The 18,383-nt window shown below is 72.3% G+C and carries 17 protein-coding genes; 11 read left to right on the top strand and 6 right to left on the bottom strand.

From position 1 onward, the window contains the following. Complete coding sequence (locus AB0C84_RS36070; RefSeq protein WP_361075047.1) at positions 1-726, top strand: DUF899 family protein; 726 nt, start codon at positions 1-3, stop codon at positions 724-726. Positions 727-1,219: 493 nt separating this feature from the next. On the opposite strand, the gene AB0C84_RS36065 is transcribed toward AB0C84_RS36070, so the two are convergent. Next, positions 1,220-2,008: an enoyl-CoA hydratase-related protein gene (locus tag AB0C84_RS36065; protein ID WP_361075045.1), complete on the bottom strand. Its 789-nt coding sequence runs from the start codon at positions 2,006-2,008 to the stop codon at positions 1,220-1,222. Between the two features lie 80 nt (positions 2,009-2,088). Here AB0C84_RS36065 and AB0C84_RS36060 point away from each other — a divergent pair, with 80 nt between their 5' ends. After that, positions 2,089-2,949, top strand: a complete 861-nt coding sequence (locus AB0C84_RS36060; RefSeq protein WP_361075043.1) for a biotin--[acetyl-CoA-carboxylase] ligase — start codon at positions 2,089-2,091, stop codon at positions 2,947-2,949. A 123-nt stretch (positions 2,950-3,072) separates the two neighbouring features. Next, positions 3,073-4,080 (top strand): adenylate/guanylate cyclase domain-containing protein, encoded by a 1,008-nt coding sequence (locus tag AB0C84_RS36055; RefSeq protein ID WP_361075041.1) that lies wholly within the window; start codon positions 3,073-3,075, stop codon positions 4,078-4,080. A 3-nt stretch (positions 4,081-4,083) separates the two neighbouring features. Here AB0C84_RS36055 and bfr read toward each other — a convergent pair whose 3' ends face one another. Continuing rightward, positions 4,084-4,581: a bacterioferritin gene (bfr, locus tag AB0C84_RS36050; protein ID WP_141581003.1), complete on the bottom strand. Its 498-nt coding sequence runs from the start codon at positions 4,579-4,581 to the stop codon at positions 4,084-4,086. A gap of 96 nt (positions 4,582-4,677) precedes the next feature. Further along, positions 4,678-4,944 carry a (2Fe-2S)-binding protein gene (locus tag AB0C84_RS36045; RefSeq protein ID WP_361075038.1) on the bottom strand — a complete coding sequence of 89 codons (267 nt, stop codon included), beginning with the start codon at positions 4,942-4,944 and terminating at the stop codon, positions 4,678-4,680. 237 nt (positions 4,945-5,181) lie between these two features. On the opposite strand from AB0C84_RS36045, the gene glgX reads away from it, so the two are divergent. From glgX to AB0C84_RS36020, 5 genes are all read left to right on the top strand, one after another. Then, positions 5,182-7,347 carry a glycogen debranching protein GlgX gene (glgX, locus tag AB0C84_RS36040; RefSeq protein WP_361075036.1) on the top strand — a complete coding sequence of 722 codons (2,166 nt, stop codon included), beginning with the start codon at positions 5,182-5,184 and terminating at the stop codon, positions 7,345-7,347. Positions 7,348-7,363: 16 nt separating this feature from the next. Then, entirely contained in the window at positions 7,364-9,775 is a 2,412-nt protein-coding gene (treY, locus tag AB0C84_RS36035) for a malto-oligosyltrehalose synthase (protein ID WP_361075034.1), read from the top strand. Next, positions 9,772-11,613 carry a malto-oligosyltrehalose trehalohydrolase gene (gene treZ / locus AB0C84_RS36030; protein WP_361075032.1) on the top strand — a complete coding sequence of 614 codons (1,842 nt, stop codon included), beginning with the start codon at positions 9,772-9,774 and terminating at the stop codon, positions 11,611-11,613. Before treY ends, treZ begins: the two co-directional genes overlap by 4 nt. Positions 11,614-11,736: 123 nt before the next feature. Further along, positions 11,737-12,408 (top strand): response regulator transcription factor, encoded by a 672-nt coding sequence (locus tag AB0C84_RS36025; protein ID WP_019629095.1) that lies wholly within the window; start codon positions 11,737-11,739, stop codon positions 12,406-12,408. A gap of 100 nt (positions 12,409-12,508) precedes the next feature. Next, positions 12,509-13,780 (top strand): ATP-binding protein, encoded by a 1,272-nt coding sequence (locus AB0C84_RS36020; protein ID WP_179846112.1) that lies wholly within the window; start codon positions 12,509-12,511, stop codon positions 13,778-13,780. Positions 13,781-13,783: 3 nt separating this feature from the next. Here AB0C84_RS36020 and AB0C84_RS36015 read toward each other — a convergent pair whose 3' ends face one another. Next, positions 13,784-14,374: a GtrA family protein gene (locus AB0C84_RS36015; protein ID WP_361075030.1), complete on the bottom strand. Its 591-nt coding sequence runs from the start codon at positions 14,372-14,374 to the stop codon at positions 13,784-13,786. 259 nt (positions 14,375-14,633) lie between these two features. On the opposite strand from AB0C84_RS36015, the gene AB0C84_RS36010 reads away from it, so the two are divergent. Both AB0C84_RS36010 and purE read left to right on the top strand, forming a co-directional pair. Next, positions 14,634-15,791 carry a 5-(carboxyamino)imidazole ribonucleotide synthase gene (locus tag AB0C84_RS36010; protein WP_339156712.1) on the top strand — a complete coding sequence of 386 codons (1,158 nt, stop codon included), beginning with the start codon at positions 14,634-14,636 and terminating at the stop codon, positions 15,789-15,791. A 50-nt stretch (positions 15,792-15,841) separates the two neighbouring features. Continuing rightward, positions 15,842-16,309 carry a 5-(carboxyamino)imidazole ribonucleotide mutase gene (purE, locus tag AB0C84_RS36005; RefSeq protein ID WP_179849651.1) on the top strand — a complete coding sequence of 156 codons (468 nt, stop codon included), beginning with the start codon at positions 15,842-15,844 and terminating at the stop codon, positions 16,307-16,309. 42 nt (positions 16,310-16,351) lie between these two features. Here the strand turns inward: purE and AB0C84_RS36000 are convergent, their stop codons facing one another. Continuing rightward, positions 16,352-16,771 (bottom strand): CoA-binding protein, encoded by a 420-nt coding sequence (locus AB0C84_RS36000; RefSeq protein WP_179846114.1) that lies wholly within the window; start codon positions 16,769-16,771, stop codon positions 16,352-16,354. A gap of 49 nt (positions 16,772-16,820) precedes the next feature. Further along, on the bottom strand, positions 16,821-18,155 hold the full coding sequence (locus tag AB0C84_RS35995; RefSeq protein ID WP_258943808.1) for a UDP-glucose/GDP-mannose dehydrogenase family protein: 1,335 nt from the start codon (positions 18,153-18,155) through the stop codon (positions 16,821-16,823). Between the two features lie 114 nt (positions 18,156-18,269). Between AB0C84_RS35995 and AB0C84_RS35990 the strand changes: the two genes are divergently transcribed. After that, on the top strand, positions 18,270-18,383 hold a 114-nt coding region (locus AB0C84_RS35990; RefSeq protein WP_361075097.1), incomplete at its 3' end, for an acyl-CoA dehydrogenase family protein.

The following is an 18,383-nucleotide window of genomic DNA, read 5'->3' as shown; positions in this document are numbered from 1 at the left end:
ATGAACCCCACGACGCCGATGCCCGAGGTGGTCGACCGGGCCGCCTGGCAGGCCGAACTGGACGCGCTGCGGGAGCGGGAGAAGGCCCACACCCGCGCGGGCGACGCGATCGCGGCGGCGCGGCGGCGGCTGCCGATGGTGGAGGTGGACGCCTCCGCGCCCCTGACCGGCCCGGACGGCCCCGTGACGCTGCTGGACGCATTCGAGGGCCGCCGCCAGCTGATCGCGTACTACATGATGTGGTCCGCCGGCCGGCCCGCCGCCGAGCAGTGCGACGGCTGCACGTACTTCAACGGCCAGCTCAGGGAGCTGTCCAACCTGCACGCGGCGGGCATCACCTACGCCACCCTTTGCCAGGGCCCCTACGAGGAGAGCGTGCGGTACCGCGACTTCATGGGCTGGGAGATGCCCTGGTACTCCGCCCAGGACTCCGCGGAGACCCTGCTCACCGGCCGCCGGCCCGGCATGTTCCACCTGGTCTTCTACCTGCGGAACGGCGACCGCGTCTTCGAGACCTACTGGACGAACGGCCGCGGTGTCGAGGCCATGGACATCGCCTACTCGCTCATGGACATGTCCGTCTACGGGCGCCAGGAGAACTGGGAGGACTCCCCCGAAGGCTGGCCGCGCGAAGGCTCGGTCGACGGCGGCTTCTTCCGCACCGACGGCCGCCCGACGGCCCAGTGGCCCCGCCTGCAAACAGGCCACTCCGACACCCTGACCTAGAGCCTCAGCCGGGTCACGGGCAGGCGCGTGGAGTGACCGCAGCGACGCCACACAAGCCGCAACAGGCACAACCGACCGCAACAGCGGCGTGAGGATCGCCTGCGTCGCAACGGGGGTTCCAGGGGGTCGCCCCCCTGGGAAACACAGCGCGGGTCGGGCGGCCGGAAGGCGCTCTAAGCGCCTGGAGGTCGCACGACCCGTCGAGCCGGGCGACCGCAGCGACACGACACGAACCCGCACGGACGCGACACACCCGCACTGTGGCGTGAGGATCGTCCGGCTCGTGACGGGGGTTCCAGGGGGTCGCCCCCCTGGGAAACACAGCGCGGGTTGGGCGGCCGGAAGGCGCTCTAAGCGCCTGGAGGTCGCACGACCCGTCGAGCCGGGCGACCGGAGCGACACGACGCGAACCCGCACGGACGCGACACACCCGCACTGTGGCGTGAGGATCGTCCGGCTCGTGACGGGGGTTCCAGGGGGTCGCCCCCCTGGGCTAGGACGGCCAGACGGGCTTGCGCTTCTCGTTGAAGGCGGCGATGCCTTCGCGGCGGTCGGCGGAGAAGGCGGCCGTGCGCCAGGCGTTGTCTTCGAGGTCCAGGGCGGCGTCCAGGGCGGTGCCGCCGCCGAGGCGCATGGCGCGCTTGGCGGCGCGGACGGCGGTGGGGGAGTTGCGGGCGATCGACTCGGCGATGGCGAGGGCTTCCGCGCGGGCGGTGCCCGCGGGGACCCGGCGGTCGGCGAGGCCGTAGGCGAGGGCCTCCTCGACGCCGAGGCGGCGGCCGGTGAAGACCAGGTCGGCGGCCCTGCCGGGGCCGAGGCGGCGCAGGGCGAGCTGGGTTCCGCCGCCGCCGGGCACGAGTCCGACGCTCACCTCGGGGAGGCCGAACACGGCGGATTCGTCCGCGACGATGATGTCGGCGGACAGCGCGAACTCGCAGCCGCCGCCGAGGGCGTAGCCGTGGACGGCCGCGACGACGGGCTGCGGGAGGTTCAGGACGCCGCCGAACGCGGCGCGGAAGACCGGGCGCTGCGCGAGGATCTCCGCGTCGGTCATGGTGCCCCGCTCCTTGAGGTCGGCGCCCACGCAGAACGCCTTCTCTCCGGCGGCGCCGAGGACCACGGCGCGGGCCGAGGCGTCGGCGGCGACCTCGGCGCACACGTCGGCGAGGCGGCGGGCCATCGCGGTCGACAGGGCGTTGAGGGCTTCGGGCCGGTCCAGCACGATCTCCGCGACGTGCCCGTCGCGCCGCAGCGTCACGCCATCCAGCGTCGCACCATCCATGGGGGCACCCTAACGAGCGCGGTCGCCGCGGGCGGACGCCGGTCCCAAGATCGAAATCGCGATGGGGTTGGATTGGAGGTGTGAGCGACTCACCGTATGGGGATCTCGACCGGCCGCCGTTGCACGAGGCGGCGCTGCGGAGCGCGCTCGTGCGGGAGGGCGGGCTGTGGAGGGACGTCCGCGTGGTGGAGGAGACCGGGTCCACCAACGCCGACCTGGCCGAGCGGGCGCGGGAGGGCGCGCCGGAGGGGACGGTGCTGGTCACCGAGCTGCAGACGGCGGGCCGGGGGCGGCTCGGGCGGACCTGGACGGCGCCGCCGCGGTCGGGGCTGACGTTCTCGATGCTGCTGCGCCCCCGGGTGCCGGTGGCGCGGCTGGCGTGGGCGTCGCTGCTGACGGGCGTCGCGGTCGCCACCGCCCTCCGGCGGATGACCGCCTGGTCGCAGGAGGGGGAGGGGTTCCTCGGCGGCGGGGGCGACGTCGCGGTGGACGTGCGCCTGAAGTGGCCGAACGACGTGCTGGTCGGGGGCCGCAAGCTCGCCGGGATCCTCGCGGAGACGGTCGACGGCGGGCTGGTGGTCGGGGTCGGCCTGAACGTGGGGCTGCACGAGGAGGAGTTGCCGGTGCCGACGGCGACGTCCCTCGCGATCGAGGGCGCGCCGCTCAGCGACCGGGCGCCGCTGCTGCGCGCGATCCTGCGCGAGTTCGGCACCTGGTACCAGGAGTGGACGGCGCTCGACGGTGATCCGGAGAGCAGCGGGCTGCGCACCGCGTACCGGGACCTGTGCGCGACCCTCGGCCGCGAGGTGCGGGTGGAGATGCCCGGCGGCGAGCGGCTGGCGGGGACGGCGCGGGACGTGGACGGGGCGGGGCGGCTCGTGGTGGCCGGACCGGGCGGTGACGTCGCGGTCAGTGCGGGCGATGTGGTGCATGTCCGGTGAACGGGACAGGACGATCCGGCATCCGGCCGCTGACGTTGATGCTGATCTGCGACGATATGTGCGGGTACCGATTCACGACGCCGCCGCCACGGCCCACGGCGGCCGCGGACTGAGGGGCGGATGATGGCGGCCGGATTGCCGGATCCGAAGGAGATCGAAGAGCTCCTGCTCGGAGGCGAGCTGCGCTACAACCGCGTCCAGGCGGTCCGGCAGTCGGGGGTGTCCCGGGACTTCGCCGGCCGCATCTGGCGGGCGTTCGGCTACCCGTCGATGCCGGACGAGACGATCGCCTACACCGAGGGCGACGTGGCGGCGCTGGACCGGCTCCGCCGGCTCGTCGACGACGGGATCCTGGACGAGGACGGCGTGATCCGCCTGGTCAGGGCGTTCGGCCAGACGATGACCAGGCTCGCGGAGTGGCAGGTCAACCTGCTGCGCAGCATGCTGACGCAGGACCTGACCGAGACGCCGTCCGCGCAGGCGGTGGACACGGTGGTGGACATCGCCGAGAAGCACATCGGCGACTTCGAGCCGCTGGTGCTGCACGCGTGGCGGCGGCAGCTCGCGGCCGCGGGGACGCGGGCGCTGGCCGCGGCGGCGAGCCGGGAGAACGGCGATTCCGCGGGCCGGCCGATGACCACGGTCGGGTTCGCGGACATGGTCTCCTTCACCCAGGTCAGCCGGGAGCTGGAGGAGATCGAGCTGGCCCGCGTGGTGGAGTGGTTCGAGGAGACCGCCGCCGACATCATCGCCTCCTGCGGCGGCCGGCTGGTGAAGACGCTCGGCGACGAGGTGCTGTTCAGCGCGGGGACACCGGAGATCGGCGCGGAGATCGCGCTGACGGTGGCGGCGGCGATCCAGGACGAGACCGAGGTCCCGGACGTGCGGGTCGGGGTCGCGCACGGGCCCGTCCTGCCGCTGATGGGCGACGTGTTCGGCACGACCGTGAACCTCGCGGCCCGGCTCACCTCGCTCGCCCGGCCGGGCGCGGTGGTGATCGACGCCGAGCTGGCGGCGTGCCTGGAGAAGGCGCCGGGCTACGAGGTCACGCGGATCGTCAAGCGCCCGGTCCGCGGCCTCGGCATCATCCAGCCGTACGTGCTGCGCAGGAGCGGCGGGCGGGCGACGTAGGGCTCAGACGGGGCTCGGGCCGCCCTCGCCGGGCGAGTCGGTGAGGCGCTGCAGGTAGTTCTGCTCGCCGAGGGCCTGGACGAGGCTCAGTTCGGTCTCCAGGTAGTCGATGTGCTCCTCCTCGTCGGCGAGGATGTCCTCGAAGATCCGGGCGGAGGTGACGTCGCCGCGCGAGCGCATGAGCTCGATGCCGGGCCGCAGCCGGGCCACGGCCTCCATCTCGATCTCCAGGTCGGCCTTGAGCTGCTCGACGATGGTCTGCCCGATGCGCAGGGTGCCGAGCTTCTGGTAGTTCGGCAGGCCCTCCAGGAACAGGATCCGGTCGGTGAGCCGCTCCGCGTGCCGCATCTCGTCGAAGGACTCGTCGCGGGTGTGCTTGGCGATGCGGGTGAAGCCCCAGTTCTCCTGCATCTTGGAGTGCAGGAAGTACTGGTTGATCGCCGTGAGCTCGGCGGTGAGCTGCTCGTTCAGCAGAGCGATGATGTCGTTGTCGCCTTCCATGGCCCCCATGCTTCCATGCCGGGCCGGATCCGGGACAGTACCTAATCGCACACAGCGCGTTCCCTAATCGGAACGGAACGTAAGGGCGGGGTCTGTTCAGGCGGCGGTCGAGGTCGCGGGGTCGTTGCCCCCGAGGAGCGCGTCCGCTCCCCCGAGGAGCGCGTCCGCTCCCCCGAGGAGCGCGTCCGCCATGGCCGTGGAGGCGCGGTACTCGCTGACCATCGTGTGGATGCGCTTGGTGCACAGCCCGCAGCCGGGCTTGAAGCCGCAGGCCGCCTTGACGGCCTTGGCGGTCGTGCAACCGCTCGCCATGCAGCCGTGAACGTCGTCCTCCGTGACGGCGTTGCAGATGCAGACGTACATTCCGGTGGGAGACCTTCCGTGCGGCTCGTTGTCTACGCAGCGTGCCCCACCGGCGCCGGTTAGGGCGCCCTCATTAAGGTAAGGCTCCCCTAACGTAACGCACGGATGTCCGTTCTGGCCAGTGGGGTCCCGATCGGTGTGATCCATCCCCCAGGGGGAAGGGGTTCGGGGATGCGGCCCCCGGTACGCGCGCGGTCGGGCGCGCCCCGGCGCCGCACCCTACGAAGGGCGGAACAATTGGCTCAGGTTTGGCCGGGTGACGCCTACCCCCTGGGGGCCCGGTTCGACGGCGCGGGCACGAACTTCGCCGTCTTCTCCGAGGTGGCGGAGAAGGTGGAGCTGTGCCTGTTCGACGGTCCGGCGGGCGAAGGTGAGGAGACGCGGCTGACGCTGCCGGAGGTCGACGCCTTCGTATGGCACGGCTACCTTCCGGGGGTCATGCCGGGACGCCGGTACGGGTACCGGGTGCACGGGCCCTACGATCCGCCGCGCGGCCTGCGCTGCAACCCCGCGAAGCTGCTGCTCGACCCGTACGCGCAGGCCGTCGAGGGGCAGGTCGACTGGGACGAGGCGTGCTTCGGGTACAACTTCGGCGACCCCTGGTCGCGCAACGACGCCGACTCGGCGCGCCACACGATGCGGTCGGTGGTGGTCAGCCCGTACTTCGACTGGGGGGACGACCGCCCGCCCCGCACCCCCTACCACGAGACGGTGATCTACGAGGCGCACGTCAAGGGGCTCACCGCCCGGCATCCGGACATACCGCCGGCGATGCGCGGCACGTACGCGGCGCTCGGCCACCCCGTGATCACCGATCACCTGCGCTCGATCGGGGTGACGGCGGTCGAGCTGATGCCCGTCCACCAGTTCGTCCACGACGACGCGCTGACGGGCCGCGGGCTGCGCAACTACTGGGGCTACAACACCATCGGCTTCTTCGCGCCGCACAACGAGTACTCCTCGTCCGGCCACCGCGGCGAGCAGGTGCTGGAGTTCAAGGCGATGGTGAAGTCGCTGCACGAGGCCGGGATCGAGGTGATCCTCGACGTCGTCTACAACCACACCGCCGAGGGCAACCACCTCGGGCCGACGCTGTCGTTCCGCGGCATCGACAACGCCTCGTACTACCGGCTCACCGAGGACGACTCCCGCTACTACATGGACACCACGGGCACCGGCAACAGCCTGCTGATGCGCAGCCCCCACGTCCTGCAGCTGATCATGGACTCGCTGCGGTTCTGGGTGACCGAGATGCACGTGGACGGGTTCCGCTTCGACCTCGCCGCGACGCTGGCCCGCGAGCTGCACGCGGTGGACCGGCTCTCGGCGTTCTTCGACCTCGTCCAGCAGGACCCGGTGGTCTCGCAGGTCAAGCTGATCGCCGAGCCGTGGGACGTGGGCGAGGGCGGCTACCAGGTCGGCAACTTCCCGCCGCTGTGGACGGAATGGAACGGCCAGTACCGGGACACGGTCCGCGACTACTGGCGCGGGCAGCCGGGCACGCTGCCCGACTTCGCCTCCCGGCTGACGGGCTCGTCGGACCTGTACGCCGACGACGGCCGCCGCCCCATCGCCTCGATCAACTTCGTGACCTGCCACGACGGTTTCACGCTGCACGACCTCGTCTCCTACGACGGCAAGCACAACGACGCCAACGGGGAGGGGAACCGGGACGGCACCGACGACAACCGGTCGTGGAACTGCGGCCACGAGGGCGCGACGGACGACCTGGACGTCATCTCGCTGCGCGAGCGGCAGAAGCGCAACTTCCTGACCACGCTGTTCCTGTCGCAGGGCGTGCCGATGCTGCTGCACGGCGACGAGATCGGCCGGACGCAGGGAGGCAACAACAACGCCTACTGCCAGGACACCGAGTTGTCCTGGGTCGACTGGACGGGCCTGCGCGACGACACGTTCTTCGACGAGCGCGGCCCGCTGCTCGACTTCGTCCGCCGCCTGTCCGCGTTGCGCACCGAGCATCCGGTGTTCCGGCGGCGCCGCTTCTTCATCGGCGGCGACGAGGGCTCCGTCCGCTCCCGCGCGGGGGCGAGGCCCGAGGACCTGCCCGACCTCGTCTGGTTCACGCCCGGCGGGGCGGAGATGACCGGCCGGGACTGGTCCGCCGGCTTCAACAAGTCGCTGACCGTGTTCCTGAACGGCGACGCGATCGGCGAACCGGACCGGCGCGGGCGGCAGGTGAGGGACGCCTCGTTCCTGCTGCTCGTCAACGCCCACGACGGGGACCTGGCGTTCGCGCTTCCGCCCGTGCTGTACGGGCAGATGTGGATAAAGGTGCTCGACACCGCAGACCCGCTGCTCGCCGAGGAGGAGTCGCCCGTCGTGAAGTCCCGCGAGAACGTGCCGGTCGCCGCCCGTTCCATCCAGGTCATGCGCCGGGTCTGAGAGCAGGGATACGCAGATGGACGACGACACCCGGCCGGCCGCCGGCACGCGGATGGGCGGCGCGCCGGCGGACGGCGGCATGCAGGCCGAGCCCGTCCCAGAGGAACCGCTCCCCGTCGCCGAACCCCCTGAGGAAACCGTGTCCGAGGACCACAGGCCCGAACGGGCGGAGACATCCGAACGCGTGGACAGGGGCGTCCCCGAGGAGGACGCCCTCGCCGCGCCGCCGACCGGCACCTACCGCCTCCAGCTCCGCGGGACGCCCGAGGGGCACTTCGGGTTCGCCGAGGCGGCGGCGCTGGCCCCCTACCTGGCGGCACTCGGCGTGTCGCACGTCTACCTGTCGCCGGTCCTGCAGGCCGCGCCGGGCTCCACGCACGGCTACGACGTCGTCGACCACTCCCGGCTGTCGGAGGAGCTGGGCGGGCCCGAGGCGTTCGGCGCCATGGTGACCCGGTTCCGGGCGCACGGGCTGCGGGTGCTGGTGGACGTCGTCCCGAACCACATGGCGATCCCGGAGCCGGCCGAGCTGAACCTGCCGTTCGCGGACGTCCTGGCGGAGGGGCCGCGGTCGCGGTTCGCCCGGTGGTTCGACATCGACTGGGAGGCGGGCGGCGGGCGGATCGTGCCGCCCGGCGAGGGCGAGCCCAACTACCGGCGCTTCTTCGACATCTCCGGCCTGATCGGACTGCGGCAGGAGGACGCGGAGGTCTTCGAGCGCACGCACGCGCTGCTGCTGAGCCTGGTCCGGGACGGCCTGGTGGACGGGTTGCGCGTCGACCATCCCGACGGGCTCGCCGATCCGCGCGGCTACCTGCGGTGGCTCGCCGAGGCCGCCCCGGACCGCTGGCTGCTCGTCGAGAAGATCACCGAGGGGGAGGAGCGGCTGCCGCCGGACTGGCCGTGCGCGGGCACCACCGGCTACGACGCGCTCGGCATGATCGGCGGACTGTTCCTCGATCCCGCCGGGGAGAAGCCGCTGACCGACTACTACGTGGCGCTCACGGGCAACCCGGCCTCCTTCGAGGAGGTCGAACGCGACGCCCGGGCGCACGCCGCCTCGCACAGCCTCAGGCCCGAGGTCGAGCGGCTCCAGCGCGTCCTCGAACGGGTCGTGGGCGAGCGCCGTCCGGGCCTGGAGCGGGCGCTGGTCGAACTGCTGGTCGCCATGCCCGTCTACCGCGCCTACGTCGTGCCCGGCGAGGACGCCCCGCAGCAGGCCGTGGACGTCGTGAACGAGGCCGCCCGCCGTGCGCGCGCGCATCTGCCAGAGGAGATGCACGGCGACCTCGACGTCGTCGTGGATCTGGCCCTCGGACGCGGTGAGCGCACCGACGCCGAGTTCATCGTGCGGTTCCAGCAGACGACGTCCCCGCTCGCCGCCAAGGGCGTGGAGGACACGGCCTTCTACCGGTGGAACCGCATGGCCGTGCTGAACGAGGTCGGCGGTGCGCCAGGGCGGTTCAGCGTCGCCCAGGAGGACTTCCACTCGTTCTGCATCCGGCTCGCCCGCGACTGGCCGTTGACGATGACGACGCTCTCTACGCACGACACCAAGCGTGAGGAGGACGTGCGCGCCTGGCTGGCGGTTCTGTCGGAACTGCCCACCGAGTGGGCCGAATCCGTGGATCGGTGGCGGAACTGGGGTTCCGGCACATCGCCCCTAGAGCCGGACCTGGAATACCTGTTCTGGCAGACGTTGGTCGGTGCGTGGCCGCTCACGATCGGACGGCTGGAGGAGTTCCTCACCAAGGCGATGCGCGAGGCCAAGACGCGCACTTCCTGGGCCGAACAGGACCCCGCCTACGAAGAGGCCGTCCTGGAGTACGCGCGAGGCGTCCTGGCCGACCCGGACCTCGTGACCGACATGACGTCGTTCGTCGCGAAGCTGACCCCGCACGCGCGCGTGAACACGCTCGGGCAGAAGCTCGTCCAGCTGGCGATGCCGGGCGTCCCGGACATCTACCAGGGCTGCGAGATGACGGGCCTGTCGCTGGTCGACCCCGACAACCGGCGGCCGGTCGACTACGGGCGGCGCCGCGAGCACCTGTTCCGGCTCGACACCGGGCGGCAGCCGAAGGAAGTGGACGACGAGAAGCTCCTGCTCACGTCCAGGGCGCTGCGGCTGCGCCGCGCCCATCCGGAGTGGTTCGGCCCCGGCTCCCGGCACGAGCCCGTCGCCGCGCGCGGGCCGGCCGCCGAGCACGTCGTGGGGTTCGCCCGAGGGGAGGCCGTCGCGCTCGCCACCCGGCTCCCCGTGGGCCTGGAGCGCCGCGGCGGCTGGAAGGGGACGCGCGTGGACGTCCGCCGCCAGGGCTGGAGGGACGTCCTGACCGGTTGCACGCACATGGGCCCGATCCTTGACGCCTCGCGCGTGTTCGAGCACCTTCCCGTCGCGCTGCTCGTCCCCCGGGAGATCGATCGGTGAGCGCCCGTTTCGAGGTGTGGGCTCCGGCCGCCGTCCGCGTTGACGTCGAGGCGGGCGGCGCCCGGTACGCCATGGAGGCACGGCCGTCCGGACCGGGGTCTTCTGGATGGTGGGAGGCCGAGGTCGCGGACGCCTCCCACGGGACCGGCTACGGGTTCGTCCTGGACGGGGCCGACGAAGTGCTGCCCGACCCGCGTTCGCCCTGGCAGCCCGATGGCGTCCACGGTCAGAGCCGCGTCTACGACCACGGACGGTTCGCCTGGACCGACCAGCAGTGGCACGGCCGCCCGCTGGCCGGCAGCGTCCTGTACGAGATGCACGTGGGCACGTTCACGGCCGAGGGCACGTTCGACGCGGCGATCGAGCGTCTCGACCATCTGACGGCGCTCGGCATAGACGCCGTGGAACTGCTCCCGGTCGCCTCTTTCCCCGGCCGACACGGCTGGGGCTACGACGGTGTCCACCTTTGGGCGCCGCACGAGCCCTACGGCGGCCCGGACGGACTGAAGCGATTCGTGGACGCCGCCCATTCGCGCGGTCTGGCCGTCGTCCTGGACGTGGTCTACAACCACCTGGGGCCTGACGGGAATCGCCTCGGAAGCTACGGCCCGTACTTCACCAGCGCCCATGCCACTCCCTGGGGCGACGCGGTGAACTTCGACCAGGAAGGCTCGGACGAGGTCCGCGCGTTCGTCGTCCAGAACGCGCTGATGTGGTTGCGCGACTACCACCTCGACGGGCTGCGCCTCGATGCCGTGCACGCCATCACCGACCACGGCGCGCAACACCTCTTGGAAGAGATGGGACGCGCCGTGTCGGCGCTTTCGGCTCACCTTGGCCGGGAACTGTTCCTCATCGCCGAATCGGACCTGAACGACCCGCGCCTGGTGACGTCCAGAGAGGCTGGCGGGTACGGCCTGGACGCCCAGTGGAGCGACGACTTCCACCACGCCCTGCACGCCGCGCTCACCGGTGAGAGGCAGGGCTACTACTGCGACTTCGGCTCCCTGGAAACGCTGAAGAAGGCCCTCACCAAGGCATTCGTGCACGACGGGACCATGTCGACCTACAGGGGGCGGCATCACGGCCGTCCGGTGAATGTCGGGGAGACGCCGGCGCACAGATTCCTGGGTTTCCTGCAGAACCATGACCAGGTGGGCAACCGTGCGGCGGGCGACCGCATCGGTGCTCTTCTGCCCTCTCCCGGTCTGCTCAAAGTCGGCGCGGCCCTGCTCCTGCTCGCGCCTTTCACGCCCATGCTCTTCATGGGCGAGGAATGGGGCGCGGCGACCCCGTGGTGCTACTTCACCGACCACCAGGACCCGGAGCTGGCGCGCGCGGTCAGCGAGGGACGCCGGCGCGAGTTCTCCCGGCACGGCTGGAGCGGCGAGGTCCCCGATCCACAGGCTGTGGACACGTTCCGGCGATCCGTCCTCGACTGGGCCGAACCGGACCGGCCGCCGCACGCCGACCTGCTCGCATGGCATCGCGACCTGATCGCGCTGCGCCGCTCCCGGCCCGAACTGAACGATCCCCGGCTGACCGCGACGGCGGTCGAGACCCGCGAGGAGGCGGGCGACCGGGCGGACGACGTCGCGGCGCGGTGGCTGACCGTGCGGCGCGGCTCGGTGTGCGTGGCGGCGAACCTCGGTGACCGGCCCGTCCTGGTTCCGGTGCCCGGTCGGGGCGAGGCCGCGCCGGGGCTGCTGCTCGCGTCGGATCCGGCGATTCGCCTTGACCCGGTCGGCCTCGGCGATTCCGGAACGGCTTCGGTGGTGCTGCCGGGCGCCTCGGTCGCGGTCCTCGATCTGGCCGGGCCCCCTGCACTGCGGGGATGATACGGCCTACATCCTGATAGAGCCCGAAATATTGTGTTCGCGGATGTACTACGAGTGGCAAACCGCAGGTCAAGAGCGCGGCGGTAGCCGAGCAAAGGTCAAGATTGGTCATACGATCGGTTCATGACCTCAGTACTGCTCGCCGAGGACGACACGTCCATCTCCGAGCCTCTCGCCCGCGCGCTGCGTCGCGAGGGGTACACCGTCGAAGTCAGTCCCGACGGCCCTCAGGCGCTGGAGCGGGCGCTCGGGGGCGGCGTGGACCTGATCGTCCTCGATCTCGGCCTTCCCGAGCTGGACGGCCTTGAGGTGGCCCGCCGGGTGCGGGCCGAGGGGCATGGCGTGCCCATCCTGATCCTGACCGCCCGTGCCGACGAGGTCGACACCGTCGTCGGGCTGGACGCGGGCGCCGACGACTACGTGACCAAGCCGTTCCGGCTGGCGGAGCTGCTCGCGCGGGTGCGCGCTCTGCTGCGCCGGGGCAGCACCGAGACTCCGATCGTCCAGGGGGTGCGGATCGACGCCGAGTCGCGCCGCGCCTGGATGGGCGACCAGGAGCTGCAGCTCACCACCAAGGAGTTCGACCTGCTGCGCGTCCTCGTGCGGGACGCGGGCAAGGTCGTGACCCGCGAACAGATCATGCGCGAGGTGTGGGACACCAACTGGTGGGGTTCCACCAAGACCCTCGACATGCATATTTCCTGGCTGCGCCGCAAGCTCGGCGACGACGCCGGCAGTCCCCGCTACATCACCACGGTGCGGGGCGTCGGCTTCCGGTTCGAACGCGGCGACTAGCACCGGCCGCCGCGGCCCGGCGGGACGCCGGGGGCCTTCCCGAGAGGCCCCCGGGGCGCGTGCCGCACGGTCCGCGGCCCCACCCTCAGAAGGAGCCCTGATGAGGCGCCGACTGCTCCTGTCGACGCTCGCGGTGGCGGTGGTCGCGCTGCTCCTGCTCGGCATACCCCTCGCCTACGCCGCGCACAAGCTCGTCTACGAGGAGGCCGGCCGGTCGCTCGACCGGGAGGCGTCCTCGATAGCCGGCGGCGTCGGCTACAGCCTGGAGGCGCGCCAGCCGGTGACGCCCGCGGTCCTCGCCCGCGAGTACCCGGGCCGGCACGTCTCGATCACGCTGCCGGACGGCCGGACGCTCGCCGCCGGGCCGCCGCGGCGCGGCCGCGTGCTGTCGGCGACGGCGGTGCACGGCCGGGTCAGGGTGCGGGTGTCGCGCCCGGAGGCGCAGGTCCGCGACGCCGCGCTGCGGCTGCTCCTGCTCGTCGGCAGCCTGGCCCTGCTCGGCGTTGCCGTCACGGTCGGCCTGGCGATGGTGCAAGCCCGCAAGCTGACGCTGCCGCTGGTCGACCTCGCCGAGACCGCCGACCGGCTCGGCAGCGGCAACGCCCGGCCGCGCCCGCGCCGCTACGGCATCCCCGAGGTCGACCGGGTCGCCGAGGTGCTGGACCGCAGCGCCGTGCGCATCACCGACCTGCTCGTCGCCAGCCGCGAGTTCGCGGCCGACGCCAGCCACCAGCTCCGCACCCCGCTGACCGCGCTGTCGATGCGGCTGGAGGAGATGATCGAGGCGGCGGACTATCCCGACGTCGTCCGGGAGGAGGGCGCGGCGGCGGTCGCGCAGGCCGAACGGCTCGTCGCGGTCGTCGAGCAGCTGCTCGCCCGCGCCCGGCACGACCGGACCGGCGGCGCCGTCCCGTCCCCGATCGACGAGATCATCGCCCAGCAGGTCGAGGAGTGGCGGCCGAGCTTCCGCAAGGCGGGCCGCGACGTGCGGATCATCGGCGAGCAGGGCCTCGTCGGCATGACGCACCCCGAGGGCCTCTCCCAGATCGTCGCCACGCTCCTGGAGAACTCCCTGACGCACGGCGCCGGCACCGTGACCATCCACACCAAGCCGGGCGCGAGCTCGGTGGTGGTCGAGGTCGGCGACGAGGGCGAGGGAATCCCGTCGGAGCTGGAGCCCCGCATCTTCGAACGCAGCGTCTCGGGGGGCCGCGGCACCGGCCTCGGCCTCTACCTGGCCCGCTCCCTGGCGGTGGTGGACGGCGGGCGCCTGGAGCTGATCCAGTCCCGTCCCGCGGTCTTCGGGGTCTTCCTGCGCCAGACCGCCGAGGTCAGGCTGGCCGCCGAACGCGTGGTCATGGGCCCCGCCTGAGGGTCAGAGCTCGGCGTAGTCTCCGGCGGTGCGGTCGAGGGGGCGCAGGGGGCCGGGCGCGCGGCCCGGGGCGCCGGTCGCGCGGGTCGCGCCGGGGCCCTCGGCGGCGGGCCCGTCGGCGGGGGCCTCGGGCAGCCCGGACGCGGGGTCGACGTGCGGGGCGCTCGCCGGCAGGAACACCCACTTCTTGTAGGACCAGAAGCGGAACAGCGTCGCCACCCCGGTGCCGACGATCAGCGCGATGTTGAAGAACACGGCGCCGTCCAGCCCGAGGACGTAGTGCGAGAAGCCGATGAACAGCTCGGTGATCACCAGGCCGACGCCGTTCAGCGCGAAGAACAGCACGTACTCGCGGCCGAGGCCGGTGCGGTCGCGGTGCCGGAACGTCCAGTAGCGGTTGGCCAGGTAGGAGAACGTGGTCGCGATCACGGTGGCGACGCCGTTGGACGTGAGCGGGCCCACCCCCAGTCCGGTGTGCAGGCCGTTGCCGATCGCGAAGGTGATGACGAACGCGATGGCGCCCACGCTGCCGAACTGGGCCAGTTCTCGCACCAGGTGCGCGAACCGCCGGTGGATCTTGGCTACCAGGCTCACGAAGGGAAACCGTCCTTCCGGGCTTGCACTGTGCGGCGCGGCCGGCGGCCGGCGACTGCGGGGGAGGCACCACGAGAATAGACGTCCGTGGCTCCCGGGACGTCCGAACATGAACGTTTCACGCGCACGCCCCGTTCCGTGCCCATTGCCGTGCCCCCCACACACACCCGCGGCCCACCCCCACACGCCTTCGACGCGGACGCCGCGTGATTCGTTCGCCCCGGCGGCCCGATAACCTTTCGACGTGAAGGTTCGTGAGATGCCCGTGGTCGGGATGGCGGGCGGAGGGCAGCTCGCCCGGATGACCCAGCAGGCAGCGATCGCGCTCGGCGTGTCGCTGCGCGTGCTCGCCGGGGCGCCGGACGAGTCGGCCGCCAGAGCCGTCTCGGACGTGCGGGTCGGCAACGATCGCGCCCTCGACGACCTGCTGGCCTTCGCCCAGGGCTGCGACGTGGTGACGTTCGACCACGAGCACGTCCCGGGGCCGCACATCCAGAAGCTGGAGGCCACCGGCGTCCCGTGCCGGCCCGGGTCGGCCGCCCTCGCGCACGCCCAGGACAAGCTCGTCATGCGCGAGCGCCTGAGCGAGCTCGGCGTCCCCTGCCCCGCCTACGCGCCCGTCCCCTCGCCCGAGCCGCGGGCGTTCCTGGAGGCGTTCGGCCGCGAGCACGGCTGGCCGCTGGTCCTGAAGTCCACGCGCGGCGGCTACGACGGCAAGGGCGTCTGGATCGTCGGCGATCCCGAGGAGGCGCGGGTCGCCGACCGGCTGCAGGCCGAGGGCGTCGACCTGATGGTGGAGCAGCACGTCGCCTTCGGCCGCGAGCTGGCCGCGCTCGTCGCGCGCTCCCCGTACGGGCAGGGCGCCGCGTACCCGATCGTGGAGACCGTCCAGGAGGGCGGGATCTGCACCGAGGTGATCTCGCCCGCGCCCGGCCTGCCGAAGGACCTCGCCGCCGAGGCGCAGAGCCTCGCCCTGCGCGTCGCGGACGAGCTGGGCGTCGTCGGCCTCCTCGCCGTCGAGCTCTTCGAGACCGGCGACGGCCTGCTGGTGAACGAGCTGGCCATGCGCCCGCACAACTCCGGGCACTGGACGATCGAGGGCGCCCGGACGTCGCAGTTCGAGCAGCACCTGCGGGCCGTCCTCGACCTGCCGCTCGGCTCCACCGAGCCCACGGCCCCCTACACGGTCATGGCCAACGTCCTCGGCGGCGACGACCCGGACGTCTACCCCCGCTACATCCACGTGATGGCCCACGACCCGGGCGTCAAGGTGCACATGTACGGCAAGGAGTCCCGTCCGGGACGCAAGATCGGCCACGTGACCGCGCTCGGCGCCGACCTCGCCGAGGTCCGCGAGCGCGCCCGGCACGCCGCCGACTACCTGCGCTGGGGCCCCGCCATGAAAGATCACCGGTGAGAGAGTTCGAAGTGGAGGCGCGCGTGAACGACCCGGTCGTCGGCGTGGTGATGGGGAGCGACTCGGACTGGCCCGTGATGGAGGGCGCCGCCCGGGCGCTGGAGGAGTTCGGCGTCCCCTACGAGGCGGACGTGGTGTCCGCGCACCGCATGCCGCACGACATGATCGCCTACGGGGAGGACGCGGCCGCCCGCGGCCTCCGAGTGATCATCGCGGGGGCGGGCGGCGCCGCGCACCTGCCGGGCATGCTGGCCTCGGTGACGCCGCTGCCGGTGATCGGCGTGCCGGTCCCGCTGAAGTACCTGGACGGGATGGACTCGCTGCTGTCGATCGTGCAGATGCCCGCGGGCGTCCCCGTCGCGACGGTGGCGGTCGGCGCGGCCCGCAACGCCGGGCTGCTGGCCGTCCGGATCCTGGCCGCCTCCGACGACGGTCTGCGGGCCAAGATGGCCGTGTTCCAGCGGCACCTCTACGGAGAGGCCAAGGCGAAGGGCGCGCGGCTGCGAGAACGGCTCTGAGGGACGCCCGCCGCCGGGGCGCTCACGGCCCCGCTGAGCCGGTCAGCGCCGCAGGGCCCACTCGACGGCGGGGCAGCGGTCCATGACGACGTCGAGCCCGGCGTCCCTGGCGCGCCGGGCCGCCGCCTCGTCGATCACCTGGAGCGGGAGCCACACCGCCTTCGCGCCCGCCGCGATCGCCTCGTCCACCGCCTGACCGGCGTGCTCGGCGCGGCGGTAGACGCCCACCACGTCCACCTCGGAGGCGTCGGGGACGTCGGCGAGTGAGGCGTACCCCTTCTCGCCCAGCACCTCGCGCGCCTCCGGGTGCACGGGGATGATCCGCTTCCCTCGCTCCTGCATCAGCCGGGCCTGGCTGTGGACCTCCCGCGCCGGGTTGTCCCCGAGGCCGACGAAGGCCCACGTCCTCGACTCGTTCAGCAGGCGGCGGATCACGGCCTGGTCGGCGAAGTCAGCGCTCATGCCCGCTGCAACACCGCCGCGGGCGCTTTAGTTCCGCGTCAGCGCCGCCTCACGGGCGTCCCAGGGCCCGGTAGTTCCATCCCGCCGCGCGCCACCGCTCGGGGTCGAGCGCGTTGCGCCCGTCCACGATGTTGCGCTCCGCCACGGCCTCGGCGACCACGGCCGGGTTCATGTCCCGGAACTCGGCCCACTCGGTCAGCAGCAGGACGGCGTGCGCGTCCTGGACGGCCGACATCGCCGACTCGCCGTACTCCAGCGTCGGCTGGGCGCGGCGCGCGTTCCGCATGGCCTGCGGGTCGTAGACGGTCACCCTGGCGCCCTGGGCACGGATGGAGGCGGCCACGTCCAGCGCGGGGGAGTCGCGCACGTCGTCGGAGTTCGGCTTGAACGCGGCGCCGAGGACGCCGACCGTCCGCCCGGCGAAGGAGCCGCCGAGCAGTTGCCGGGCGAGGTCCACCATCCGGATCCGGCGCCGGATGTTGATCTCGTCGACCTCGCGCAGGAAGGTCAGCGCCTGGTCGGCGCCGAGCTCGCCCGCCCGGGCCATGAACGCCCGGATGTCCTTGGGGAGGCAGCCGCCGCCGAACCCGAGGCCCGGGCCGAGGAACTTGCCGCCGATCCGGTCGTCGTAGGACAGCGCCTCCGAGAGCTTCGTCACGTCCGCGTGCGCGGCCTCGCACACCTCCGCCATCGCGTTGATGAACGAGATCTTGGTGGCGAGGAACGCGTTCGCCGACACCTTGACCAGCTCGGCGGTGGGGAAGTCGGCGGTGATGAAGGGGGTCCCCTCGGCGATCATCGTCCGGTAGACCTCGCGGAGCACCTTCTCGGCGTGCTCGGCGGCGCCCTGGTCGGCGGGCAGCCCGGCGACGATCCGGTCGGGGTGCAGGGTGTCCTGGACGGCGAAGCCCTCGCGCAGGAACTCGGGGTTCCACGCGAGCACCGCGTCCCCGCCCGCCGGCGCCGCCTTGGCGAGCGCCTCGCCGAGCCGCGCGGCCGTCCCGACCGGAACGGTCGACTTGCCGACGACCAGGCAGGGCCGCTCCAGCAGCGGCGCCAGCGCCGCGATCGCGCCGTCGACGTAGGACAGGTCGGCCGCGTACTCCCCGGCCTTCTGCGGGGTCCCCACGCACACGAAGTGGACGTCGCCGAACTCCGCGACCTCCTCGTAGGACGTGGTGAAGCGCAGCCGCCCGGTCTCCAGGCCCCTGCGCAGCACGGGTTCGAGGCCCGGCTCGTACACGGGCAGGTCGCCGGCCGAGAGCCGCGCGATCTTCTCCGCGTCCACGTCGAGGCCCAGGACCTCGAAACCCAGGTCGGCCATGCACGCCGCGTGGGTCGCGCCGAGGTAACCGGTTCCGATGACCGTCAGCCGGTGGGACAAGGCCTGCTCCTCTCCGTTCGCTGTCGCCGACGAGCGGCCCTACTGGACACGTGCCCGCTGCGGGCGGGTGCCCGCGTCGGCCGCCACTGCCTACTGGCCGGTAGCATCGGCGGCATGAGTCCTGATTTTCCCACGTACGCGCCGTCGGAGGAGCACGAGCTGTTGCGGCGTTCGGTGCGTGAGCTGGCCGAGGCCAAGATCGCTCCTTTCGCGGCGGAGGTGGATGAG

It is taken from the genome of Actinomadura sp. NPDC048955, from assembly GCF_040649435.1.
Classification (GTDB): domain Bacteria; phylum Actinomycetota; class Actinomycetes; order Streptosporangiales; family Streptosporangiaceae; genus Spirillospora; species Spirillospora luteofluorescens.
This window is presented reverse-complemented; position numbering and strand designations above follow the sequence as displayed.